The sequence below is a fragment of the Micromonospora sp. NPDC085948 genome, from assembly GCF_040686315.1.
In the GTDB taxonomy this organism is placed as follows: Bacteria; Actinomycetota; Actinomycetes; order Mycobacteriales; family Micromonosporaceae; genus Micromonospora.
In genome coordinates, this window is sequence record NZ_JBFBJW010000003.1 from 15,413 (window position 1) to 38,302 (window position 22,890).

Consider the following 22,890-nt stretch of genomic DNA (forward strand, 5'->3'; position numbering starts at 1 on the left):
CTCTCCCTCGCGACTGCGGGGCTCACTCACTGCGTACGCGCTCGCACCGGTCACTGTCCGCCACCGCCCAATCGGGCGTCCCGAGCGGCGGCCATCCGGCTCGGCAGCCCCCACAGCTGCACGAAGCCCTTGGCCAGGGACTGGTCGAACGTGTCTCCGATGTCCAACCCTCCGCAGTACGCGAGCACGACCCGCTCGGTCATGACGGGAGGTTCCCTTCGGCGGTGTCGTCCCGGCGTGCCCAACCGGCGAGCTTCTCGCCGAGCGCGGCCCCGCCGATGGCCTCGCGGGCCACCACGAGGATGGTGTCGTCGCCGGCGATGGTGCCGACGATCTCGGGCAGACCCGCCCGGTCCAACGCGCTGGCCAGGTACTGGGCCGCGCCCGGCGGGGTCCGCAGCACCGCGATGTTGCCGCTGGAGTCGACCCCGTTGAGCAGCTCACGCAGCAACCGCACCAGCCGCGCCGGAGCTGCCTCGGCGTCGCGCAGCGGTCGCTGGCCGTCCTCCGGGATCAGGTAGACGGCCGGTCCGTCACCGCCACGCACCTTGACCGCGCCCAACTCCTCCAGGTCCCGCGAGAGGGTGGCCTGGGTGACCACGACACCGTCGGCGGCGAGCAGGTCCGCCAACTCGGTCTGCGACCGGATCGCCCCGTCACGGATCAACTCCACGATCCGGGCGTGCCGGGCCGCGCGGGTCAACGGCCCGGTCATCGCCGCTCCCCGGTCGCAGTGTCGCCGGTCGCAGTGTCGCCGGTCGCGGCGTCACCGGTCGCGCCGTCACCGGTCGCGATTTCCAGCAGGAACGCCAGCAACGCCTTCTGCGCGTGCAGCCGGTTCTCCGCCTGGTCGAAGACCGCGCTCTGCGGCCCGTCGAGCACCTCGTCGGTGATTTCCTCACCACGGTGCGCCGGCAGGCAGTGCAGCACGATCGCGTCCGGCGCGGCCTGACCGAGCAGTTCCTTGTTGACCTGGTACGGCAGGAACGGGGTGATCCGGTCCAGCCCGTCGGACTCCTGCCCCATCGACGTCCAGGTGTCGGTGGCCAGCACCTCGGCATCGCGTACCGCCTCGGTCGGGTCGGTCAGCACCCGTACCGACCCGCCGGTGTCGGCGGCGATCCGGGCCGCCTGGTCCACGACGGCCGGATCGGGCGCGAACCCCGCCGGCCCGGCGATCCGCACGTGCATGCCGGCCAGCGCCCCGGCCAGCAGGTACGACTGCGCCATGTTGTTCGCGCCGTCGCCCACGTACGTCAGGGTGCGCCCGGCCGTGCCGCCGCACCGCTCCCGGATGGTCAGCAGGTCGGCCAGCAGCTGGCACGGGTGGAAGCCGTCGGTGAGCGCGTTGACCACCGGCACGGTGGCGCCCGCCGCGACCTCGGCGATCCGCTCGTCGCCGTGGGTCCGCAGCACGATGGCCGCGACGTAGCGGGACAGCACGCGTCCCGCGTCCGCCAGGGACTCGCCCCGGCCGAAGTGGGTGACCTGCGTGTCCACGACCAGCGGGTGCCCGCCCAACTCGGCGATCCCGACGTCGAACGAGATCCTGGTCCGCAGACTCTGCTTGTCGAAGAGCACCGCCACCGAACGGGGGCCGGCCAGCGGCCGGTGGCCGAAGCGGTCCGCCTTCATCTGCGCGGCCAGGTCGAGAACGGTGGACTGCTCGGCCGGCGAGAGGTCGTCGTCGCGCAGGAAGTGCCGGGTCATGCGGTCGTCCCCGTGGTGGTCGTGGTGGTCGTGGTGGTCGGCGTGGTCGGCGTCGAGATATTGGAAGATTTGGGCCCCTGGAGGGGCGCTTTCCCTCCAAGATCTGGCTCGGTCCCGGCGGCCGCCGGGGCCGCCGCGTCCAGGGCGGCGGGCAGCGCGGCGACGAAGGCGTCCACCTGCGCGGCGGTGAGGATCAGGGGCGGGACCAGCCGGAGCACGCCCGGCTGCACCGGGTTGACCAGGAAACCGGCCTCCCGCAGCGCCTCCGCGAGCACCGACGCCACGGGCGCGGTGAGCGTCACGCCGAGCAGCAACCCGGCGCCGCGTACGCCGTCGATCAGCGGGTGACCCAGCGCCTCGATGCCGCGACGCAGCCGCTCGCCGACCCGCTTGACGTTGTCGAGCAGGCCCTCGTTGGCGATGGTCGCCACCACGGCGAGCGCCGCCGCGCAGCTGACCGGGTTGCCGCCGAAGGTGGTGCCGTGCGAGCCGGGGGTGAGCAGGTCGGCGGCCCGGCCGAAGGCCAGCGTCGCCCCGATCGGCAGCCCGCCACCCAGCCCCTTGGCCAGGGTGACCACGTCCGGCTCCACACCCTCGGCCTGGTGCGCGAACCAGTGCCCGGTACGCCCCACGCCGGTCTGCACCTCGTCGAGCACCAGCAGCGCGCCGTGCCGTGCGGTGATCCGCCGGGCCGCGGCCAGGTAGCCGGCCGGCGGGACGACGACGCCGTTCTCACCCTGGATGGGCTCCAGGATCAGCATCGCGGTGGCGTCCGTGACCGCCGCTTCGAGGGCGGCCACGTCGCCGTAGTCGACGTGGGTCACCTCGCCGGGCAGCGGCCGGAACGGGTCGGCCTTGGCCGGCTGACCGGTCAACGCGAGCGCGCCCATGGTGCGGCCGTGGAAGCCGCCCCGGGTGGCCACCACGTGCGTGCGGCCGGTGCGCCGGGAGAGCTTGAACGCCGCCTCGTTCGCCTCCGCGCCCGAGTTGGCGAAGAACACCCGGCCCGGCCGGCCGGCGAGCGCCAACAGCAGCTCGGCGAGGGCCACCGGCGGCTCCGCCACGAAGAGGTTGGACACGTGCCCGAGGGTCGCGACCTGCTTCGACACCGCCGCCACCACGGCCGGGTGGGCGTGACCGAGGGCGTTCACCGCGATGCCACCGACCAGGTCGAGGTATTCGCGGCCGGCGTCGTCGACCACCACGGCGCCGGCACCGGAGACCAGCGCCAGCGGCGGCGTGCCGTAGTTGTCCATCATGGACTGCTTCCAACGCTGCGCCAACGTGCTCACGACGCGACCATCCCGTCTCCCGGCACCACCATCGTTCCGAACCCCTCCGAGGTGAACACCTCAAGCAACGTCGAGTGCGCCACCCGACCGTCGACGACGTGCGCGGCGGGCACTCCCCCACGCACCGCCCGCAGGCAGGCCTCCATCTTCGGCACCATCCCCGACTCCAGACTGGGCAGCAGCTTGGCCAGGTCATCCGCGACGATCTCGGAGACCAGGCTGGTGGTGTCCGGCCAGTCCGCGTACAGGCCGGCCACGTCGGTGAGTACGACCAGCTTGCGGGCCCGCAACGCGATGGCCAGCGCCGCGGCTGCGGTGTCCGCGTTGAGGTTGTGCAGCACCCCGTCCGCGTCCGGCGCCACCGTGGAGATCACCGGAATCCGACCGGCGTCGATCAGGTCGGTCACCGCCGACACGTCGACCGACTCGACGTCACCGACCTGGCCGACGTCGACCGGCAACCCGTCCACGTACGCCGGGCGGCGCACCGCCGTGAACAGCCGCGCGTCCTCGCCGGAGAGGCCGACCGCGTACGGGCCGTGCGAATTGATCAGCCCGACCAGCTCGCGGCCCACCTGCCCGACCAGCACCATCCGGACCACGTCCATCGCCTCGGCGGTGGTCACCCGCAGGCCGCCCCGGAACTCACTGGCGATGCCGAGCCGGCCCAGCATGGCCGAGATCTGCGGACCGCCGCCGTGCACCACCACCGGCTTGAGACCGGCGTACCGCAGGAAGACCATGTCGGCGGCGAACGCCCGCTGCAACTCGGGGTCGGTCATGGCGTTGCCGCCGTACTTCACCACCACCGTCGAGCCGGAGAAGCGCGCCAGCCAGGGCAGCGCCTCGATCAGCGTCTCCGCCTTGACCTGGGCGCGGGCGAGGTCGGTGCTGAGACTCATGAGGAGTACGCCGAGTTCTCGTGCACGTACGCGTGGGACAGGTCGTTGGTCCAGATCGTCGCGGCCGACGAGCCGGCGTGCAGGTCGATCCGGATGGTCACGTTGCGCCCGGTCAGGTCGACCTTCGAGCGGTCCTCGGCGGCGGCACCGCCCCGGCACACCCACACCCCGTTGACCGCCACGTCCACCTCGTCCGGGTCGAAGGCGGCGGCGGTGGTGCCGACCGCGGCGAGGATCCGCCCCCAGTTGGGGTCGTTGCCGAACAACGCCGTCTTGACCAGGTTGTTGCGCGCCACCGTGCGGCCCACCTCGACCGCGTCGTCCTCGTCGGCCGCGCCGACCACGTCGATGGCGACCTCCTTGGTGGCGCCCTCGGCGTCGGCCACCAACTGCTGGGCCAGGTCGTGACAGGCCTCGGTCACGGCCGCGGTCAACTCGGCAAGCGTCGGCTCGATGCCGCTCGCACCGCTGCTCAGCAGCAACACCGTGTCGTTCGTGGACATGCAGCCGTCGGAGTCGACCCGGTCGAAGGTGACCCGCGTCGCGGCCCGCAGCGCCTCGTCCAGCGTCGCCGGACCGGCCACCGCGTCGGTGGTGAGAACGCAGAGCATGGTGGCCATCCCCGGCGCGAGCATCCCGGAGCCCTTGGCCATGCCGCCGACGGTCCAGCCCCCACCGGGGGCCACCGTGGTCTTCGGCCTGGTGTCCGTGGTCATGATCGCCTCGGCGGCGGCCTGGCCGCCGGCCCGGGACAGCCCGCGGATCGCCGCGCGGACGCCCGGCAGCAGCTTGGGCATCGGCAGCCGCTCACCGATCAACCCGGTCGAGCAGACCGCCACGTCGCCGGCACCGAGGATCAGTCGCGGACTCACCGAGGTCAGCGCGGCGGCGGTGTGCTCGGCGGTGGCGTGGGTGTCCTGGAAGCCGCCCGGGCCGGTGCAGGCGTTGGCACCGCCGGAGTTGAGCACCACGGCGCGAACCACGCCGCCCTGCACGACCTGCTGCGTCCAGCGCACCGGCGCGGCCTTGACCCGGTTGGTGGTGAACACACCTGCCACACCCGCGTCCGGGCCGTCGTTGACCACCAGGGCGACGTCCGCGCCACCGCCGGCCTTGAGGCCGGCGGCGACCCCGGCCGCCCGGAACCCCCGTGGGGTGGTGACACTCATGGTGCGGTCCCCCAGATCGACAGGCCCGTCGTCTCCGGCAGGCCGAGCATCAGATTGGCGTTCTGTACGGCCTGACCGGCCGCGCCCTTGCCCAGGTTGTCCAGGGCGCTGAGCACGATCAGGCGACCCGAGTCGACGTCGACGGTGGCCTGTAGGTGACACGAGTTGGAGCCCAGCGTGGCGGCGGTGTGCGGCCAGCGGCCCTCCGGCAGCACGTGCACGAACGGCGCGTCGGCGTACGCCCGCGCCAGCACCTCCTGCGGGTCGACGCCGCGCGCCGGCACCGCCGTGACCGTGGCCAGGATCCCGCGCGGCATCGGCGCCAGGACCGGGGTGAACGACAGACCGGTTGCGCCGGTGGCCTGCTTGATCTCCGGTGTGTGCTGGTGGGTGCCCACCCGGTACGGCGACAGGTCCCCCATCACCTCGCTGGCCAGCAGGTGCGCCTTCGTCGACCGGCCGGCGCCGGAGGTGCCGGAGGCGGCGACCACCACCACGTCGGCGGGGCTGGCCGCACCGTCGGCGATCAGCGGCGCGAGCGCCAGGGTGATCGCCGCGGCGTAACAGCCGGTGTTCGCCACCCGGGTGGAACCGGAGATCAGCTCCCGCTGACCGGGCAGCTCGGGCAGGCCGTAGGTCCACTGCCCGGCGTGCGTGCCGCCGTAGTACTGCGCCCAGGCGTACGGGTCGGCGAGGCGGTGATCCGCGCCCAGGTCGACGATCCGCACCTCGTCCGGGAGTTGGGCCGCGAGGGCCGCCGACTCACCATGCGGCAGGGCCAGGAAGACCAGGTCCGCGTCGGCCAGGGTCGCCGGGTCGGTCTGGCCGAGCACCAGGTCCAGCCCGGTGAGCTGCGGATGCACCACGTCGACACGATGCCCGGCCTGGCTGTGCGCGGTGGCGGCGACCAGGTCGAACTCCGGGTGCCCGGCGATCAGACGCAGCAACTCACCACCTGCGTACCCGCTCGCACCGGCGACCGCGACTCGAATCCCCATACTCACCTCCGCATGACTATGCAGCGAAGATTAACAAGGACGACTCACGAGTGCAAGTTCATGCAGTGCAGTGCATGCTAATGAACAGATCGGCTGAACGGTGCGGTATCGCCAACCCGGCAAGCGGGAGGCCTCACGCTTCGGTCTCCTCGGGCCGCGGAGAGCCGGCCTCAGTCATCCAGGAGGAGCGGGTGCGTCGGGTGGGCCAGCCAAGGAACCGATCGAACATGTCACTGGCGCTCCCGGTGGTGGCGGGGTTGAGCTTGTGCAGGTCGTCGATGGCGTCATGGAGCATACGGGCCAGGTAGAGGCACAGGCTGACCTGATCGCCGTCGTACTCGCTGACGAGAGCGAGCTTCGCGCGCCCACAGGGCCAGGGTTGGCCGCAGGCACGACAGAGCCAGATCGGCCGCAGCGGGGTGTGCTCTCTGCGCCCGGAGTCGAGGCGTTGGGCTTGGGCAAGGCGCTCGTCGTGGATCCGGGCGGCAGAAGACGCTCCGGTGGAATCAAGCCGGTCTTGCTCATGGGCGCTCACGTCAATCCCCACTCGGTAGGTCGGGCTTGGAATGGCGGCGGAACGGGCGGGAGTTCACGTGGCCGCCGCGCCTTGCACAGCGGCGTCTGCTCCCACCCGTTCCAGCCCTGCGTCTACACAAGCCGCAGTGGTCGCTGCCGCCCAGCGCGGCAACTGCGCAGAACTGACGCATCCCCATTGCGTCGCACGGTGTGAGCTGGGTGAATGGACCGCGACGGATGGAGGCGAAGGGAGGCGGTACGTGGCGGACAGGCGTCGGCACCGGCTTGCGCAGCGCCGCAAGACGATCGGCCTGAGCCAGGAACGCCTCGCCGAAGCCCTCGGCGTCGACCGCTCCACCATCGTGCGGTGGGAACGGGCGGAGACTGACCCGCAGCCCTGGCACCGGCCGCGCCTTGCCACGGTCCTCAAGCTGTCGATCGAGGAACTGGCCGACCTGTTGGCCGACGTCGGCCAGGCGCCGTCACCGCCCGACGAGCGTCTCGGCTACGTGCTTCGCAACCCCGGCCGCGTCGACCTGATCGCTGTGGCGCACCTACGGGAGCGCGTACGGCGCCTCGACGAGCGCTACGACCAGACGCCCTCGACGCTCCTGCTCGCCGAGGCCGGGCAGCTACACGGTCAGGCAGTCTTCCTTCGCCAGCACGCCAGCAACGGGCCGGTGCAGCGCGAACTGGCGGCAGCAGTCGCCGAGTCCGCGACGTTGATGGGTCAACTCGTCTGGGACGCCTCGCAGCGGCGTGACCATGTCGCCAGCGCCGCCTACTTCGACCAGGCGATCAGCGCGGCCCAGGAAACGCGAGACCCGGTCACCGAGGCCAACGCGTTGCTCCGCAAGAGCTACCTCGCCCTCTACGGCACCAAGCAACCCAACGTCGGCCTTGTCCTGACGACCCGCGCCGCCGCCGTGAGCCACAGCGACAGTCACGTCATCGCTGGCCTCGCCCAACTGCATCGCGCTGAGGCGCACGCGATGCTCGGTCAGACCGAGGACTGCTCCGACGCTCTCGGTACCGCTGAAGCTCACTTCGCCGCCGTCGACACCCGAGACCCAGCCACCGACATCTTCTGCCCCAGCCACTACACGAGGCTCGCGGGCTCCTGCTGGCTCTCCCTCAACAAGCCAGACCAAGCCGTACCAGCGCTAGAAAACGCCCGACGACTGATCGCCGCGCGCCGCAAGTCCACCGCCGTCATCCTCGGCAATCTCGCCCTCGCTAGCATCCTCCAACGCGACGTCGACGCCGCAACGTCATACCTGCACCAGGCCATCGACGTCATAGAGCGGACCCGTGCCGGCGGCGGACTCAACCTCGCCGTCGCCGCCGCCCGGCAGCTACGCCCCTGGCGCAACGAGCCCCCGGTCCAGGATGTGAACGACCGACTCCTCACCCTGATGAGCCCATAGGAGCACCAACGTGACCGACATCGACCGCGCCAAACACGCCGTTCGGCAACACGTGTGGGACCTCCTCGAACGTCACGGTGCCGCCCCACCCGGCGTGCACGGTCACATCCCTGACTTCGTCGGCAAGGAGGAGGCCGCAGCCCACCTAGCGGAGCTGGACATCTGGAAGAACGCCCGAGTCATCAAGTGCAACCCGGACCGGGCACAACTTCCCGTCCGGGTACGAGCCCTGCGGGACGGCAAACTGCTCTACATGGCAGTCCCGAAGCTCGCCACCCCAAAGCCCTTCTATCTGCTCGACCCCGCCAGCCTCACCGCACCAATCGAGACCGCAGCTACCAATAGCGGCGCACCGCAGGTCGCTCCCACCGTGGGACCCGACGAGATGCGTCCGGTGGACCTCATCGTCTGCGGCAGCGTCGCGGTCAACCGCCACAGCGGCGTGCGGATCGGCAAGGGCGCCGGCTACTCCGACCTGGAGATCGCTCTCCTCACCGAAGCCGGACTCGTGACCACCCAGACCGCCATCGCCACCACGATCCACCAGACCCAGCTTCTCGACGATGAGCTGCCCGACGCGGACCATGACTTCAGCGTCGACTACGCGATCACGCCGAACGAGGTGGTGGCCTGCAGACCCGGCCGGGGACAGCCGTCCGGCATCATCAGATCAAACCTTCGCCAAGATCAGCTCGACAGCATTCCCATCCTGCGCGCCTAGCGACTGTCGCCAGAGGACGCGAGAAGGCCAGGCGCCTTCTCACTAACGAGGCCCGCGCCCGGCCTGCCCGTGGGTTCAACGAGCAAGATTTCTCCTTGCCTTCAACTGTCCCAGCCTGTCACTCAGATTGATCGAGTGGCACAGGCCGTCACCGGCAGGCCTTGACGGTAGCGGGCTCAGATCCAGCCTGCACTGGCTGCGGCCGCTCGGGGATCCGCCCACCCCGGGTGTGCCGGAATCCGACAGCTGGAGCACCTTTACGTCAGAGTGACGCTAACTCAAGTGTCGATTCATGTCCGACGATCGCTGGGTCGCCCCGAGGGTTCTTCTCGCGGTGGACCTCGTCATCCTCACGCTGCGCGGAGCCGTCCTCCAGGTTCTGCTGATCGAGCGCGGCGTCGAACCTCACCGTGGGGCGCTCGCGCTGCCCGGTGGCTTCCTCGGCCACGATGAGGAAGAGCTGCTCGCCGCCGCCCACCGCGAACTCGCCGAGGAAACCGGCTTCGGTGCCGGCCGGCCACACCTCGAACAACTTGGCGTCTACGGGGCACCTGGGCGCGACCCGAGGGGCCGGGTGATCTCGGTCGCCTACCTGGCGATCGCGCCGGCGCTGCCGGAGCCCGTCGCCGGCACCGACGCCTCTTCCGCCTACTGGAGGCCCGTGAACGAATCCCTCGCTGGCGACGTCCGGCTCGCCTTCGACCACCGGCGGATCCTCGCTGACGGGGTCGAGCGGGCGCGGGAGAAGCTCGAACGCACCGCACTCGCCACCGCGTTCTGCGGACCGACGTTCACGATCGCCGAGCTCCGCACCGTCTACGAGGCGGTATGGGGCGCACCCCTCGACCCCCGCAACTTCTACCGCAAGGTTCGCAGCGTGGACGGCTTCATCGTCCCGGTGGAGGCGACCCGACGGACGGACGGCGGCCGGCCGGCCCAGCTGTTCCGACCGGGCCCTCACACCACACTGCATCCCCCCATGGTCAGGCCTTCGGGACCGGACCCGGCGGACAAGGAGACCGCATGAGCACCAAAGATCGGCTCGTCGTGATCCTCACGGCGCTCAATCTGGAGTACGAGGCGGTTTGCGAGCGGTTGTCCGACCTCACGGTGCACCGGCACCCTGCCGGGACCCGTTTCGAGGTCGGCGGGCTCGGCCGCGGAGGCTGCCGCGTTGCGCTGGCCTTGGTGGGCAAGGGCAACCACCCAGCCGCCGTCCTCGCGGAGCGCGCGATGGCCGAGTTCTCCCCGGCCGCCGTGCTCTTCGTGGGCGTCGCCGGAGGTCTGTGGCCAAACATCCGGCTCGGCGACGTGGTGGTGGCGAGCAAGGTCTACGCCTACCACGGCGGCACCAGCGAAAACGACGGACTCAAGGCCCGGCCCAAGGCCTGGGAGATCCCGCACGAGGCCGACCAGATCGCGCACCACGTAGCACGGTCCGGGCGGTGGCGCGACGGGCTCACTGCCGAGTCCCATCCCGCTACCGTCCACTTCGGTGCCATCGCGGCCGGTGAGGTGGTGCAGGACTCGGCGGTCTCGGAGCAGGCGCGGTGGATCCGCCAGCACTACAACGACGCGTTGGCGATCGAGATGGAGGCGGCGGGCGTCGCCCAGGCCGGGCACCTCAACCGTGCCCTGCCGGTTGTGGTGGTGCGGGGCATCAGTGACCACGCCGACGGCACCAAGACGAGCACCGATGGACACAACTGGCAGCCCCGGGCGGCACGGCATGCCGCCGCGTTCGCCGCTGCACTGGCCCAGGAACTGGTGAAGAACCCCCCGACCCCCGCAACCAGTGACACCGACAGCGACAGGAGTGCGCCTGTGCGAATGACGAACCGGAACGTGGCCACCGGCAACGCCCAGGTGGGCATCCAGGCCGGGCAGATTCAGGGCGGCGTCGTCATCGGCGCCGGCGCCGATCGACCGGCCGACCTGGCGGCGAGCCTAGGCGAGTTGCGGCGTGACCTGAAGCAGGCGCACCGGGACGGTGGCCTCGACAACGACACCTACGAGGCCGCCGAAGCGGAGTTGGACACCGCCGCCGACTGCGTCCGGGAGGGGGTGGCCGGCAGCAGGAGCAGGCTGCTGCTCGCACTGCGGCGGCTGCGGGGCCTCGTCGGCGAGGTGGCCGAGTTGGCTGCACACCTCGCAGGCATCATCGCCGCGGTGAAGGCGTTCCAGTGACGACCGAAACGGCGACAAATGTCGCGGACGGAGACGCGTATGTTGGTGTGCAGGCCGGTACCGTGCACGGCGGCATCAACTACTACACCCTGCCCCCCGACCCGACTCCGGAGCAGCAGTTCGAGGCTGGGGTGAAGTACCTCGACGCCCGAGTACGCGACGAGGCGGTGCGGCTGCTCGAACGCGCCGCCGCCGGGGGCCTCCAGACCACCGAGATGCAGTTCTACCGGTTGATCGCTCTCCTCAGCGGACGCACCCTGCGCCAGCTCGGGGACGGTGAGCTGGACCGCCTCACCGCCATTTGTCGCAGCCTGCCGCCGCTCGATGCCAACGAACCGTGGGCCGCCGGCGTGCAGGCTGTACTTCGGCTGCTGACCCCGGTCAGCCCGGCCGAAGCAGAATTCGTCATCAAGGAGATCGACGCGCTGGGTGATCGACAGCGGGAGAGCGTCTACGGCCACCTCGAGGCACTGCTCGACGGCACGATCCAGGACGAAATGTGGCAACGGTCCGTTGCTCTGGCGGTATTGCGGCGCACCAGCGACCGCCGGGTCAACCGGGTATGGAAGTTCTTCCAACCCGTGCCCGCACAGCCCCGTACCCGGGAGGTGGCTCCCGCCGCCGTGACCGTGCGCAACTGGCTCCAGTTCGGTATCGCCGCGGCCTTCGCCGCGCTCTCCGTCGCCTCCCTGGTCGCGCTGGCCATGGCGACGGGACGACTCGGTCCCGTCGCCGGCGCGCTCGTCGGCGTCGGCGGGCTCGCCGCCTTCGGTGTCGGGGGCGCCGATCGCCACTACCGCTCGACGCGCATGCACGCCAAGGAGGCACAGCTTCGCCCGCCCACCCAACGCCGTCCCGAAGCGCCGACGGGCGGATTCGCGAGCAGGGTGGACCGCATGTTCCACCACTACTTCTCCCTATATGTGCCGCGCGGCACCGATCGCGGGTACTGGCTCGACCAGACCGCGGGCATACGGAGGCAGCTGCGTGACGAGCTGGTGGAGATCTACCGGGAACAGCGCATCGGAGCCGATCGCGTCGCCTGGTTGGTCCGGCACCTCGTCGGGGACGTCCGAGACCGGTGGGAGCGCGACACTCTCACGGCCCACCGACAGGAGCTGCGTCTCCCCGTCCGCACACGCACCCTCCATCTCGGCGGCCTGGTACTGCTCACCGGTGGCGGCGTCCTGGCCATGGCGGGCAGCATCTCGCTTGATCCCCTACACGCCGTCATGTGGCTCCTGCTGGCGGTAGCGTCGGCGGTGCCGGCGAAACGTGCCGGGTTCCGCATCATCGCCGAACGGCGCCGCGTAGCCGACGATGGCGCGGAACGGTTGCTCCGGGATCAAGCCCAATGGGCGGCGTACCGCAAGTGGCAGGCGAAGCTGGCTGACAGCCCCACCGACGCCGAGATGGCGGCCTGGCTAGAACACGACCGCAAGGTCCTGGTCGACCAGGCCATGAGGCAATTCCAACTGCATCCCAGCCAGGTCATCGCGCACGCATTCATCGAGGCACCCGGCCGCGCCTGCAAGCGGGCTCGGTATCCCCGTGGCCCCTGGCGATACTCCCGGTATCAACTCCTGCTCTTCCTGCTCACCCAGGATGGTGTGCGGCAGGTCGACATCGAACTGGACTTCGAGCTGGCCACGAGCCAGATCACCCAGCGCCTCAATTACCGCTTCGACGCCGTCGCCGCCGTACGGATCGAAGGGGTCGCCGGACAGCAGCAGACCTTCAAGCTGACGCTTTTCAACGGCGACCCGGTTTCGGTGCAGGTGAGCGTGCCAGATGGCGAGACCGACCCACATGGGGACGACCCGACAAAGATCACCGAGCTGTCACAGGACGCATCCGGACTCAGCCACACCCTTCACGTCCTGGAGGGGATCGCGGCTGAAGGTAAGCAGTGGGTGAGGCACCGCCGCCGCCGCGCCGATGAGAAACTTTCCAGCCTCGCAAGCGCCATTCGGGACGTGAGCGACTGACGACGACTCGTCTCCGGGGAATTGCGGCGGACGCTGGCACCCGTTCGCCGCGTTGTTCCTCATCAAGCTCGGGGAAGGTGACCTCGCCTGGACCGCCGCCAGCCTAGGTCTCGCCGCCGCCAACACCAGCCACGATCACGCCCTGATCGGCTCACTCAGCCGCCCTGGCGCGCACTTGCTGGCATCCATCGGCCAATACTGGTCGAACCAGTCCTCGCCGGCGCCGGAACTCGACGCCAGCCCCGGGAAACACGACAAGGCCCGCTCCGGTGGGCGGTTTCTGGGGGTCCTCGCAACACCTGATGGCTTAGCAGCACCGTGCCCGTCGAGCGGCAGGTTCGGCACGCCATCGAAACCGCCCGAGCCCTCGCCCGGTGGAACCGCATCGACGACGCGCTCGCGGTGCTCCTGGACGCCGAGGTCATCGGCCCCGACCAGGTGCGCTACCACCAGCTCTCCCGGGACCTCGTCCGGGACATCCTCACCCGCCCCCGACCGCCCCGACTGGCCGTCGAACTCAGCGATCGGATGGGCGTGCGGTCGGGAGGGCCACGCTGGTAGCTGGGCTCAGATCAGCCGACTCGTGTAGCCGGCCGCCACCAGTCGCTCGAAGGCCGCCCGCACCTCCTCCGGCATCTCCTGCGGAATCGCGAACCCTCGCTCGGCGTACACCTCGATCCGCTGCGTGTCGCCGACCAGCATGTCCACCACCCGCTGCGGGTCGCCGATGCTACTTACGTAGTCATCCAGTTCGAGTGGGTTCGATGCGCACACCACATCGACCTCCGGCCACATCAGCCTGCAGGTAGCGTAGGCCCGACGCTGCTGGTAGGGCCGCGACATGATCAGCACCGACTTCACCAGGATCCGGTGTTCGGTCAGGAGCTGACGCGAGTGCTGCAGGTTCTGGGCGGTGTTCGTGGCACGCGGCTCCACGAGAATTGCTTCCGCGGGAACGCCCTGCTCGATGGCGTACTCGCGGTAGTGCACTGCTTCCCCACGCGGAAACCGCTCGACGGTCGTCGGGGCGTTCGCGCCGGTGAACACGATCCTTGGGAAAAAACCCTCGTGAAACAAGCGCGTCGCGATGACAGCCACGCCGAGGTCATGACTGCCCAACCCGATCCCCACGTCGCACGGGCGCAACTCGTGACGCATGTCGTGGTAGCGCCAGAGCGTCTCCACGTCCGCGCGGATAGCGTCGGGAATCGCCTCGGCAGGTGCCGCAGCATGCCGGTTCATCACCACCTACCGGAGAGCCGTCATCGGGGGTCCGTCGGACCTGCCCAGGGCCACCAATCCCGCCCTCGCCACCTCCAGAGGCACGACGGCGGCCACGGGCTCATCCCGCTCGCTCAGGTAGACAACCTGGCCCTCACGCACGCTTCGCAGTAGCTCAGAAAGCACAGCCGGCAGCGGAAGGTCGCCAGGCGTGGCGTAGGTCCGATCCGCGCTGGGTTCCCTCATACCGCCAGCGTAGGGGTAGCAGCGCGGTGCAACGCCGCTGACTCCAGCACCACGCCGCAACGGGCCATCGGCAAGGAGACGAAAAGGCCCTGACCCAGGATAAGACCGAGGTCAGGGCCTTGATCGTTGGTGCGCCGTCAGGGATTCGAACCCGAACCCACGGATTAGGAGATTGTGGGACGGTCCCGTTATGCGCCGCGCAGAGTAGCGCCGAGGCGTTCCGCCGCGACGGCGACCGCCGCGTCCCGTGCCGCGACCGCCTCCTCGACGGTCAGCGTCCGGTCCGGCGCCCGGAAGGTCAGCTTGTACGCCAACGACCGGCGCCCCTCACCGAGCTGCGTTCCGGAGTAGACGTCGAACAGCCGCACGTCCTCCAGCAGCTCGCCGGCGCCCGCCTCCAGCGCTCGGCGCACCTGCTCCGCCGGCACCGAGTCGTCCACGACCAGGGCCACGTCGATGAGCGCCGGCGGGAAGCCGGACACCGTCGGCGCGGGCGTCACCGGGGTCGGCGGCAGCGTGTCGAGGTCCAGCTCCATCGCGCAGGTGCGCCGGGGCAGTTCCAGGGCCGCGACCACCACCGGGTGCAGCTCACCGGCGTGCCCGACGACCGTGTCGTCGACCCGCAGTTCGGCGCAGCGGCCGGGGTGCCACGGCGCGTACTCGGCCGCGCGCACCTCGACCCGCTCGTCGGGGATCCCGGCGGCGGCCAGCACGTCCCGGGCCGCCTCGATCGCGTCCGCCCAGCCGGCCGGTCGACCCGCACCCCACCAGCCGGTCGGGTCAAGGTCGCCGGCGAGCACCACCGCGACGTGCACCGGCTGCGCCGGCACCACCGCGTCGGCGGCCGCGAACTCCGCGTCGGTGGGACGCCGGTCCACGCCCATCTCCGGCGGGCTGCCGGCACCGACGCGCGGGTGGAAGACCGCGCCGATCTCGTAGAGGGCGAGGTCGCGGTGACCCCGGCCGAGGTTGCGCTTGAGGATGCCGAGCAGCGGGCCAAGCAGCGTGGTGCGCAGCAGCGGCTCCTCCTCGGACAGCGGGTTGGCCAGTCGCACGGCGGGCCGGCGCGCGTCGTCGGCGGGCAGGCCGAGCTGGTCGGCCAGCTCCGGCGACACGAACGGGTGCGCGAGCACCTCCACGTACCCCCGCTCGGCGAGGGACCCGGCGACTGCGCGGCGGCGACGCTGCCGCGGGGTCAGGCCGCGGCCGGGGGGCGCGGTCGGCAGCACCGACGGCACCTTGTCGTACCCGTCGAGGCGGACCACCTCCTCGACCAGGTCGGCCGGGTCGGTCAGGTCGGGCCGCCAGGTCGGCGGGGTGACGCTCAGCGCCGCCCCGGCGCCGCTGGCCAGACCGAGTGCGCCCGGGTCCTCGAGCAACCGGTCGTCGCCCTGCGCGACGGTGCAGCCCACCCGCTCCAGCAGGGCCACCACCCGCGCCGGCGGGTACTCAACCCCGACCCGCCGGGTCGGCAGGTCCGCCGGCAGCGTGATCGGGGTACGCGGCCGGACGTGGTCGATGTCCAGGATCTCCGCGCTCGGGGTGCCCCCGCCGTGCTCGGTGAGCAGCCGCACGGCACGCTCCAGCGCGACGAGCGCCACGGCCGGGTCGACGCCCCGCTCCCAGCGCTTCGCGGCCTCGCTGAACAGCTTGTGCCGGCGAGCCGTACGCCCGACCATCGCCGGGTCCCAGTGCGCGGCCTCGAAGAGCACGGTGGTGGTGCCGGCGACGACCTCGCTGGTCTCGCCGCCCATCACCGCCGCGAGCGAGATCGGCCCGGTGTCGTCACAGATCACCATGTCGTCGGCGGTGAGCACCCGGTGGACGCCGTCCAGGGTGGTCAGCTTCTCCCCCGCCTCGGCACGGCGAACCACCAGCGGCCCGGCGATCCGGTCGGCGTCGAAGGCGTGCATCGGCTGGCCCAGCTCCAGCATCACGTAGTTGGTGATGTCGACCGGCAGCGAGATGCTGCGGATGCCGGCGGTGACGAGTCGCTGGGCCATCCAGGACGGTGTGGGCGCGTTCGGGTCGACGCCGCGGACCAGGCGGGCGGTGTACCGGTCGCAGCCGACCGTGTCGCGGACCTCCACCGGGTACGCCGGCGTCTCGGTGCCGCCCGGCGCGGGCGTCAGGGCCGGGTCGCGCAGCGGCACGTCGAAGGCGTGCGACAGCTCCCGGGCCAGGCCGCGCAGGCTCAGCGCGTACCCCCGGTCGGGGGTGATCTCCAGGTCGAACACGACATCGTCGAGGCCGACCACCGGGCGCGCGTCGTCGCCCGGCTTGGCCGTCACCTCCGGCCCCAGCACGATGATGCCGGAGTGGTCGTCGCCCAGACCCAGCTCCTTCGCCGAGCAGATCATGCCCGCCGAGTTGTGCCCGTACGTCTTGCGGGCGCCGATCGCGAAGCCGCCGGGCAGCACACCGCCGGGCAGGATCACCACGACCCGGTCACCGACGGCGAAGTTGCGCGCCCCGCAGACGATCTCCTGCGGCTCGCCGGTGCCGTTGGCGGCACCCACGTCGACCCGGCAGAAGCGGATCGGCTTCTTGAAGCCGGTGAGCTCCTCGATCTCCCGCACCTCGCCGACGACGAGCTGACCGGTGACCGCCCCGGCCAGGTCCACCACGGACTCGACCTCGATGCCGAGGTCGACCAGGGCCTGCTCCAGGTCACCGGTGGGCAGGTCGGCGGGGAGATCGACGTACTCCCGGAGCCAACTGACAGAAACTCGCATGACGTCAGACCACCGTTCCCGTGTCTCGTACCCGCATCGCCTACGCCCCGGTCCCGAGCGCGCGGCTGAACCGCACGTCGCCCTCGAAGAGATGGCGGATGTCGCTGACCCCGTGCCGGACCATCAGGGTCCGGTCGATGCCCATCCCGAACGCGAAGCCGGAGTAGACCTCCGGGTCGACGCCGCAGGCGCGCAGCACCCGCGGGTTGACCATCCCGCAGCCACCCCACTCGACCCACTGCGGGCCGTCGCGGTGCTCCGGGAACCACACGTCGAACTCTGCCGACGGCTCGGTGAACGGGAAGTAGTGCGGCCGCCACCGGGTCTTCGCCTCCGGACCGAACATCGCCCGGGCGAAGTGGTCGAGGGTGCCCCGCAGGTGCGCCATCGTGATGCCCTTGTCGACGACCAGGCCCTCGGCCTGGTGGAACACCGGGCTGTGGGTGGCGTCGATCTCGTCGGTGCGGTAGACGCGGCCGGGCACGATCACGTAGATCGGTGGCTTCCGACTGAGCATGGTGCGGGTCTGCACCGTGGAGGTGTGCGTTCGCAGCACCAGCCCGGACCCCTCCGGCGCGATGTGGAACGTGTCCATCAACCCGCGCGCCGGGTGGTCGGCGGGGATGTTCAACGCGTCGAAGTTGACCCACTCCAGGTCGACCTCGGGACCCTCGGCCACCTCGTAGCCCATCCCGACGAACAGGTCGCTGATCGACTCCATCAGGACGCTCAGCGGGTGCCGGGCACCCCGCGGACGCCTGTCGTAGGGCAGGGTGACGTCCACCCGCTCCTCGACCAGCACCCGCTCGGCCTGCTCACGCTCCAGCACCTCGGCGCGGTCGGCGTACGCGGTCTCGATCGCCCGGCGGGCCTCGTTGACCCGCTTACCGGCGTCGGACTTCGCGGCCGGCGGCAACGCGCCGATCTCGCGGCGCGCGAGGGAGACCGGCGACCGGTCCCCCAGGTGCACCGAGCGCAGCGCGGTCAACGCGTCCGGGTCGGCGGCGGCCGTGAACGCCTTCGTGGCGTCCGCGACAGCCTCGTCCAGGGCGGCGGGGTCGAGCAGGGCGACCTGCTTCGGGTCGTACGGATCGTTTCGGTAGCTCATGGCGTACGGGCACTCCCTCACGGCGGCGCCAGCCCTCACCGGGGCGGCTAGGCGAGTCTACGGACGCGCGGCTTCGCCGCAGCCCGCCGGTAGGAGTTGTGCAGGGAGCAGGTCAGGCCCGCCGCCCGCCGACACCGGCGGGCTGGCTAAACGAACGCCGTGTCGCGTTCATGGGCGGACGCTCTCCCCTGCTGTCAGTCACGCCGGGCACGATCACCTCAGCGCTGTGCTCTCGCTGAAGCGTACAGGCACACCGCCGCCGCGGCAGCCAGGTTGAGGCTCTCCGCGCGCCCGTACAGCGGCACCCGCACCCGGGCGTCGGCCGCCGCGGTCAACTCCTCGGGCAGGCCGTGCGCCTCCGAGCCGAACAACCAGGCGGTGGGCCCGACGAGCCGACCGTAGTCGGTCAGGTCGTCCAGGTCGCTGTCGCCGTACCCCGTGGTGGCGAAGATCGACAGCCCGGCGGCGCGCAGCGCGTCGACCACCGTGACCGGGTCCGGCGCGCGGACCACGTCGACGTGGAAGAGGCTGCCGGCCGACGCCCGCACGCACTTGCCGTTGTACGGGTCGACGGCGTCGCCGGCGAAGATCACCGCACCCGCGCCGGCGGCGTCGGCGGTGCGCAACACCGTGCCGGCGTTGCCGGGGTCGCGGATCTCGGCGAGGACCGCCACCAGCCGGGGCGCATTCGCGAGGGCCTGCTCCAACGACACGTCGAGGTGTTGGCAGACCGCGACCAGCCCCTGCGGGGCGACGGTCTCGGTCAGGGCGGCGAGGGCGTCGTCGGTGATCTCGGAGACGGGCACGTCGGCGCGGGCCGCCGTGGCGGCCAACTCCGGGTGCCGGTCGAGCGCGGCGGGCGTACCGAACAGCTCGGTGACCACCCCCGGCCGCGCCAGGGCCTCGCGGACCGCCTGCGGTCCCTCGGCCAGGAACCGGCCGGTGGCGTCGCGGTCGCGCCGGCGCTGCAACCGCCGGGCGGCGACAACCCTGGGGGTACGCGGGGTGAAGGCCATGATGTGCGTTCCTCCGGCACGATTGAGGCGCCCCCCGGACGGCGGTGCCGACACGGGAGACGCCTCGCTCTGGTGCGTGGGGATCAGGCGGCCTGAGCCGCCGCGCCGCCGGTGCCCTCGGCCGTGACCGCGGCCCGGGCCAGCTCCACGATCGCCGCGAAGGAAGCGGCGTCGTTGACAGCCATGTCGGCCAGGATCTTGCGGTCGACCTCGATGCCAGCCAGACGCAGGCCCTGGATCAGACGGTTGTAGGTCATCCCGTTGGCCCGGGCGCCCGCGTTGATCCGCTGAATCCACAGCTGCCGGAAGTCGCCCTTGCGGTCGCGACGGTCCCGGTAGGCGTACTGCATCGAGTGCAGCACCTGCTCCTTGGCCTTGCGGTACAGCCGGGAGCGCTGACCGCGGTAACCGCTCGCGGTCTCCAGCAGGGTACGACGCTTCTTCTGGGCGTTTACAGCCCGCTTGACGCGTGCCATCTCAACTCCTTAAAACGTAAAGGTGGCGCGCGTCAGCGGCCGAGCAGCTTCTTGATGCGCTTGACGTCAGCCTTGGCCACCTCGACCGTGCCGGTCAACCGGCGGGTACGGGTGGAAGACTTGCCTTCCAACAGGTGGCGCTTGCCGGCCTGCTCGGCCACGATCTTGCCACGGCCGGTCACCTTGACCCGCTTGCCCATACCCGTGTGGCTCTTCATCTTCGGCATGTGGAACGTCTTCTCCCCTGTTACTCGCCGCTGGTGTCGGCGGCGAGGCCGGTGTTACCGGCTGCTGCGGTCTCGCCGACCGCCGCGGTCTCATCGGCTTCCGGAGCGGCGGACTCATCCGCTGCCCGGTCCCGAGGTGCACCGCGGGACGCCGTGGCGGCGACCGCGGAGGCCTTGACGGCCCGGTGCGGAGCGAGAACCATGATCATGTTTCGGCCGTCCTGCTTGGGGGCGGCCTCGACGTATCCCAGGTCCGTGATCTCGGATTCGAGCCGGCGCAGGAGCCGGTAACCCAGCTCCGGGCGGCTCTGCTCGCGACCACGGAACATGATCGTCACCTTGACCTTGTCGCCCGCCTTGAGGAACCGCACCACGTGACCCTTCTTGGTCTCGTAGTCGTGCGGGTCGATCTTCGGCCGAAGCTTCATTTCCTTGATGACGGTCTGCTGCTGGTTACGCCGCGCTTCGCGCGCCTTGAGTGCGCTCTCATACTTGAACTTGCCGAAGTCCATGAGCTTGCACACCGGCGGGCGCGCCATCGGCGCAACCTCGACCAGGTCCAGATCGACGTCCGCGGCCAGCTGAAGGGCGCGCTCCAGCGGGACGATGCCCACCTGCTCACCCTCGGGGCCGACCAGTCGGACCTCACGTGCCCGGATCTGCTCGTTCACGCGTGGTTCGACGCTGATGGGGCCTCCTCGAGTCGTTTCTGCTCAGGTACCGACCCCGGCGGCTCCCAGGCGGGAACCGACCTGGAAAGCAGAAGGCCCCGGCGCATGCCAGGGCCCGCTCGACCGGTCGGTGCGATCACAGGATCACACGTCCGGTGCCGGGACGTGCCCGGAACCGGTGACCGGACCCGGCCACCGTAGCGGCGACTCGGGTGGGAGCAGGCGCTCCGCTTTCAAGGCTGCCTGCTCGCATGCGGAGACAGCCCGGTCGACTCGATAACACTACACCCGCGCCCCGGCTGGCCTCAAACCGGGCACACCCCCGCCACGCTGGGCCTACCCGCCGCGCTCCCGGACGGTCGACCCCGCCCTGCCGGCGCGCGGCGCACGGCGCGTCAAGATCCGCGCAACATCGGCGATAGTGCTGCCTCCGGCGGGCGTGAGGCAGCAGTTTCGGTGTTGTTGCTCGGATCTTGGACAGCTGGGGGTCGGCTCAGCGGCCGCTGGCACGCTCGGCGAGACGGGCCTGGTGCGCCTCGTGCAGTCGCCGCAGCGCGCGGACCCCGTCCACGGCCAGCTCCTTGTCGGCGGCCTGCAGCGCGACCATCGGCAGGAGATCGTCGTCGTGCAGCTCCAGGCTGGCCCACGGGGCGCCCCGGTCGAAACGGACTCCCCGGACAACCTCCCAGGGCAGCTCGTAGGAGCTGATGACGTTGCGGACCCGAATGCCGCGAGCGTCGGCCTCCACCCGCGGACGGGTGAACAGCAGGAAGCCCAGCGCGCCGAAGATGCCCAGGCCGATCATGGCGATCTGGTCGCCACGTTGGAAGCTGCCGTAACCGTCGCCGGTCGGCCCGCTCAGCGAGGTGGCGACCAGGCCGAACACGACCACCAGCGCGACCGCCGCCGACCAGCAGACCACGCGGATGCGACGGGGCTTCAGGTGGACCAGTTCGGTGTCACTCACCCCACCAGTCTGCCATCCGCACCCGCCCGTCGAGCGCACCACCCGCCGAGCCACCGCTCAGCCCGCACCGCCCCGCGCAAGCCGCGCCGCCCCGCGCAAGCCGCACCGCCCGCGCAAGCCGCACCGCCCGCGCAAGATCGCGCCGCCCGCGCAAGATCGTGCCGCCCGCGCAAGATCGTGCTTGATCCGGGATGTAGTGGCCTCGGTGGCGCTGGAGGCCACTACATCAATGATCGAGCGCGACCTTGCGCGGGCCGGGCGTCCACCACGGGCGTCGACACCACCGCCTCGAACCCCGCGGCGGCGCGAATGACAGATCCACTCGGCATCGGCGAAGCGGGGGTGTCCCAGGCATTCGGACACCCCCGCTTAGCGAAACCGAGTTGATCAACCGCCGGGGTCGAGCGGTGGATGCCGACGGTCAGAGGCGACAGGCGTGGATGTTGGTGACGAGGATGGCGCGGGCGCCCAGCTCGTACAGCTCGTCCATGATGCGGTGGACGTCGTCGCGGAGCACCATCGCCTGCACCGCCACCCAGCCCTCGCGGTGCAGCGGCGACACCGTGGGCGACTCGATGCCGGGGGTGAGCCCGCTGGCCCGTTCCAGCAGACCCGCCGGCACGTCGTAGGCGAGCATCACGTAGCGGCGGGCGACCAGCACACCGTGCAGGCGACGCAGCAGCTGCGCGGCCTGCGGGTGGGCCGGCGCGGCGGCGCGGCGGACCAGCACCGCCGAGGAGCGCAGCAGCGGCTCACCGAACACCACGAGGCCCGCCTGACGCAGGGTGGCGCCGGTCTCCACGACGTCCGCGATCACGTCGGCGACGCCGAGGCGTACGGCGTTCTCCACCGCGCCGTCGAGGCGGATCACGTCGGCCTTGACGCCCACCTCGCCGAGGTGCCGCTCGACCAGCCCGGGGTACGCGGTGGCGATCCGGTGCCCGCCCAGGTCCTGCACCGAGGCGATGTCGTCGGGGCGGGCGGCGAAGCGGAAGGTGGCCTGACCGAAGGCGAGGTCGACGACCTCCTCCGCCGGCGCGGCCGAGTCGATCAGCAGGTCCCGGCCGGTGATCCCGAGGTCGAGGTCACCGGACCCGACGTAGGTGGCGATGTCCTTGGGGCGCAGGTAGAAGAATTCGACGTCGTTGGCCTCGTCGCGGCAGACGAGGTCCTTGGGGTCGGTGCGCTGGCGGTAGCCCGCCTCACGCAGCATCTGGGCGGCCGGCTCGGCCAGGGTGCCCTTGTTGGGAATGGCGACACGCAGCATGACGGGAGTGCTCCTTCGATCCGGATGGCGATCAACGGGTGGGGAT

At 71.0% G+C, this 22,890-nt stretch carries 23 protein-coding genes; 6 read left to right on the plus strand and 17 right to left on the minus strand.

All coding sequences use genetic code 11. The features are described 5' to 3' along the window. Nucleotides 1-50: 50 nt before the first annotated feature. The 8 genes from AB0O48_RS09735 to AB0O48_RS09770 all read right to left on the minus strand — a co-directional run bounded on the left by AB0O48_RS09735 (nucleotide 51) and on the right by AB0O48_RS09770 (nucleotide 6,549). The gene (locus AB0O48_RS09735; RefSeq protein WP_357254948.1) at nucleotides 51-203 is read right to left on the minus strand and encodes a hypothetical protein; all 153 of its coding nucleotides are present in this window, start codon (nucleotides 201-203) and stop codon (nucleotides 51-53) included. Further along, complete coding sequence (locus AB0O48_RS09740; RefSeq protein ID WP_357254903.1) at nucleotides 200-715, minus strand: arginine repressor; 516 nt, start codon at nucleotides 713-715, stop codon at nucleotides 200-202. Before AB0O48_RS09740 ends, AB0O48_RS09735 begins: the two co-directional genes overlap by 4 nt. Beyond that, entirely contained in the window at nucleotides 712-1,710 is a 999-nt protein-coding gene (argF, locus tag AB0O48_RS09745) for an ornithine carbamoyltransferase (RefSeq protein WP_365064463.1), read from the minus strand. The genes AB0O48_RS09740 and argF overlap by 4 nt, the downstream gene beginning before the upstream one ends. Next, entirely contained in the window at nucleotides 1,707-3,002 is a 1,296-nt protein-coding gene (locus tag AB0O48_RS09750) for an acetylornithine transaminase (RefSeq protein WP_365064466.1), read from the minus strand. The genes argF and AB0O48_RS09750 overlap by 4 nt, the downstream gene beginning before the upstream one ends. Further along, nucleotides 2,999-3,904 carry an acetylglutamate kinase gene (gene argB, locus AB0O48_RS09755; RefSeq protein WP_357254898.1) on the minus strand — a complete coding sequence of 302 codons (906 nt, stop codon included), beginning with the start codon at nucleotides 3,902-3,904 and terminating at the stop codon, nucleotides 2,999-3,001. Before argB ends, AB0O48_RS09750 begins: the two co-directional genes overlap by 4 nt. Next, nucleotides 3,901-5,073, minus strand: coding sequence for a bifunctional glutamate N-acetyltransferase/amino-acid acetyltransferase ArgJ (gene argJ / locus AB0O48_RS09760; protein ID WP_365064469.1), 1,173 nt, complete (start codon nucleotides 5,071-5,073; stop codon nucleotides 3,901-3,903). Before argJ ends, argB begins: the two co-directional genes overlap by 4 nt. Then, a complete protein-coding gene (gene argC / locus AB0O48_RS09765) occupies nucleotides 5,070-6,071 on the minus strand; it encodes an N-acetyl-gamma-glutamyl-phosphate reductase (protein ID WP_357254894.1) in 1,002 nt (333 codons plus the stop codon). Before argC ends, argJ begins: the two co-directional genes overlap by 4 nt. A gap of 133 nt (nucleotides 6,072-6,204) precedes the next feature. Then, nucleotides 6,205-6,549: a hypothetical protein gene (locus AB0O48_RS09770; RefSeq protein WP_357570239.1), complete on the minus strand. Its 345-nt coding sequence runs from the start codon at nucleotides 6,547-6,549 to the stop codon at nucleotides 6,205-6,207. Nucleotides 6,550-6,847: 298 nt separating this feature from the next. On the opposite strand from AB0O48_RS09770, the gene AB0O48_RS09775 reads away from it, so the two are divergent. The 6 genes from AB0O48_RS09775 (at nucleotide 6,848) to AB0O48_RS09800 (ending at nucleotide 13,471) form a co-directional block, all read left to right on the plus strand. After that, nucleotides 6,848-8,014, plus strand: coding sequence for a helix-turn-helix transcriptional regulator (locus AB0O48_RS09775; protein WP_357569822.1), 1,167 nt, complete (start codon nucleotides 6,848-6,850; stop codon nucleotides 8,012-8,014). Between the two features lie 10 nt (nucleotides 8,015-8,024). Beyond that, nucleotides 8,025-8,735, plus strand: a complete 711-nt coding sequence (locus tag AB0O48_RS09780) for a 5-formyltetrahydrofolate cyclo-ligase (protein ID WP_365064471.1) — start codon at nucleotides 8,025-8,027, stop codon at nucleotides 8,733-8,735. A gap of 292 nt (nucleotides 8,736-9,027) precedes the next feature. Further along, the gene (locus AB0O48_RS09785; protein ID WP_357569824.1) at nucleotides 9,028-9,762 is read left to right on the plus strand and encodes an NUDIX domain-containing protein; all 735 of its coding nucleotides are present in this window, start codon (nucleotides 9,028-9,030) and stop codon (nucleotides 9,760-9,762) included. Then, the gene (locus AB0O48_RS09790; protein WP_357569825.1) at nucleotides 9,759-10,922 is read left to right on the plus strand and encodes a 5'-methylthioadenosine/S-adenosylhomocysteine nucleosidase; all 1,164 of its coding nucleotides are present in this window, start codon (nucleotides 9,759-9,761) and stop codon (nucleotides 10,920-10,922) included. The genes AB0O48_RS09785 and AB0O48_RS09790 overlap by 4 nt, the downstream gene beginning before the upstream one ends. After that, nucleotides 10,919-12,910, plus strand: a complete 1,992-nt coding sequence (locus AB0O48_RS09795; RefSeq protein ID WP_357569826.1) for a hypothetical protein — start codon at nucleotides 10,919-10,921, stop codon at nucleotides 12,908-12,910. The genes AB0O48_RS09790 and AB0O48_RS09795 overlap by 4 nt, the downstream gene beginning before the upstream one ends. Before the next feature lie 318 nt (nucleotides 12,911-13,228). After that, nucleotides 13,229-13,471 carry a hypothetical protein gene (locus tag AB0O48_RS09800; protein ID WP_357569827.1) on the plus strand — a complete coding sequence of 81 codons (243 nt, stop codon included), beginning with the start codon at nucleotides 13,229-13,231 and terminating at the stop codon, nucleotides 13,469-13,471. 6 nt (nucleotides 13,472-13,477) lie between these two features. On the opposite strand, the gene AB0O48_RS09805 is transcribed toward AB0O48_RS09800, so the two are convergent. The 9 genes from AB0O48_RS09805 to hisG form a co-directional block, all read right to left on the minus strand. Beyond that, a complete protein-coding gene (locus tag AB0O48_RS09805) occupies nucleotides 13,478-14,158 on the minus strand; it encodes a YdcF family protein (RefSeq protein ID WP_365064476.1) in 681 nt (226 codons plus the stop codon). A gap of 407 nt (nucleotides 14,159-14,565) precedes the next feature. Further along, the gene (gene pheT, locus AB0O48_RS09810; protein WP_365064479.1) at nucleotides 14,566-17,112 is read right to left on the minus strand and encodes a phenylalanine--tRNA ligase subunit beta; all 2,547 of its coding nucleotides are present in this window, start codon (nucleotides 17,110-17,112) and stop codon (nucleotides 14,566-14,568) included. Between the two features lie 40 nt (nucleotides 17,113-17,152). After that, a complete protein-coding gene (pheS, locus tag AB0O48_RS09815) occupies nucleotides 17,153-18,220 on the minus strand; it encodes a phenylalanine--tRNA ligase subunit alpha (protein WP_357254884.1) in 1,068 nt (355 codons plus the stop codon). A 218-nt stretch (nucleotides 18,221-18,438) separates the two neighbouring features. Further along, nucleotides 18,439-19,290, minus strand: a complete 852-nt coding sequence (locus AB0O48_RS09820) for an RNA methyltransferase (RefSeq protein ID WP_357254882.1) — start codon at nucleotides 19,288-19,290, stop codon at nucleotides 18,439-18,441. A gap of 29 nt (nucleotides 19,291-19,319) precedes the next feature. After that, on the minus strand, nucleotides 19,320-19,712 hold the full coding sequence (rplT, locus tag AB0O48_RS09825; protein ID WP_007458417.1) for a 50S ribosomal protein L20: 393 nt from the start codon (nucleotides 19,710-19,712) through the stop codon (nucleotides 19,320-19,322). A 32-nt stretch (nucleotides 19,713-19,744) separates the two neighbouring features. After that, a complete protein-coding gene (gene rpmI / locus AB0O48_RS09830) occupies nucleotides 19,745-19,939 on the minus strand; it encodes a 50S ribosomal protein L35 (RefSeq protein ID WP_110566082.1) in 195 nt (64 codons plus the stop codon). A gap of 20 nt (nucleotides 19,940-19,959) precedes the next feature. Further along, complete coding sequence (gene infC / locus AB0O48_RS09835) at nucleotides 19,960-20,610, minus strand: translation initiation factor IF-3 (RefSeq protein WP_357254880.1); 651 nt, start codon at nucleotides 20,608-20,610, stop codon at nucleotides 19,960-19,962. Between the two features lie 493 nt (nucleotides 20,611-21,103). Further along, complete coding sequence (locus AB0O48_RS09840; RefSeq protein WP_357254878.1) at nucleotides 21,104-21,577, minus strand: PH domain-containing protein; 474 nt, start codon at nucleotides 21,575-21,577, stop codon at nucleotides 21,104-21,106. A 421-nt stretch (nucleotides 21,578-21,998) separates the two neighbouring features. Beyond that, nucleotides 21,999-22,844 (minus strand): ATP phosphoribosyltransferase, encoded by an 846-nt coding sequence (gene hisG / locus AB0O48_RS09845; protein ID WP_357254876.1) that lies wholly within the window; start codon nucleotides 22,842-22,844, stop codon nucleotides 21,999-22,001. Nucleotides 22,845-22,890 lie beyond the last annotated feature (46 nt).

Bases quoted from the DNA above. Each gene is read 5' to 3' on its own strand.
- pheT (WP_365064479.1), bottom strand. From the start codon at position 17,112: ATGCGAGTTTCTGTCAGTTGGCTCCGGGAGTACGTCGATCTCCCCGCC.
- argB (WP_357254898.1), bottom strand. From the start codon at position 3,904: ATGAGTCTCAGCACCGACCTCGCCCGCGCCCAGGTCAAGGCGGAGACG.
- rplT (WP_007458417.1), bottom strand. From the start codon at position 19,712: ATGGCACGCGTCAAGCGGGCTGTAAACGCCCAGAAGAAGCGTCGTACC.
- AB0O48_RS09790 (WP_357569825.1), top strand. From the start codon at position 9,759: ATGAGCACCAAAGATCGGCTCGTCGTGATCCTCACGGCGCTCAATCTG.
- argF (WP_365064463.1), bottom strand. From the start codon at position 1,710: ATGACCCGGCACTTCCTGCGCGACGACGACCTCTCGCCGGCCGAGCAG.
- rpmI (WP_110566082.1), bottom strand. From the start codon at position 19,939: ATGCCGAAGATGAAGAGCCACACGGGTATGGGCAAGCGGGTCAAGGTG.
- AB0O48_RS09785 (WP_357569824.1), top strand. From the start codon at position 9,028: ATGTCCGACGATCGCTGGGTCGCCCCGAGGGTTCTTCTCGCGGTGGAC.
- AB0O48_RS09740 (WP_357254903.1), bottom strand. From the start codon at position 715: ATGACCGGGCCGTTGACCCGCGCGGCCCGGCACGCCCGGATCGTGGAG.
- hisG (WP_357254876.1), bottom strand. From the start codon at position 22,844: ATGCTGCGTGTCGCCATTCCCAACAAGGGCACCCTGGCCGAGCCGGCC.
- AB0O48_RS09735 (WP_357254948.1), bottom strand. From the start codon at position 203: ATGACCGAGCGGGTCGTGCTCGCGTACTGCGGAGGGTTGGACATCGGA.
- argJ (WP_365064469.1), bottom strand. From the start codon at position 5,073: ATGAGTGTCACCACCCCACGGGGGTTCCGGGCGGCCGGGGTCGCCGCC.
- argC (WP_357254894.1), bottom strand. From the start codon at position 6,071: ATGGGGATTCGAGTCGCGGTCGCCGGTGCGAGCGGGTACGCAGGTGGT.
- pheS (WP_357254884.1), bottom strand. From the start codon at position 18,220: ATGAGCTACCGAAACGATCCGTACGACCCGAAGCAGGTCGCCCTGCTC.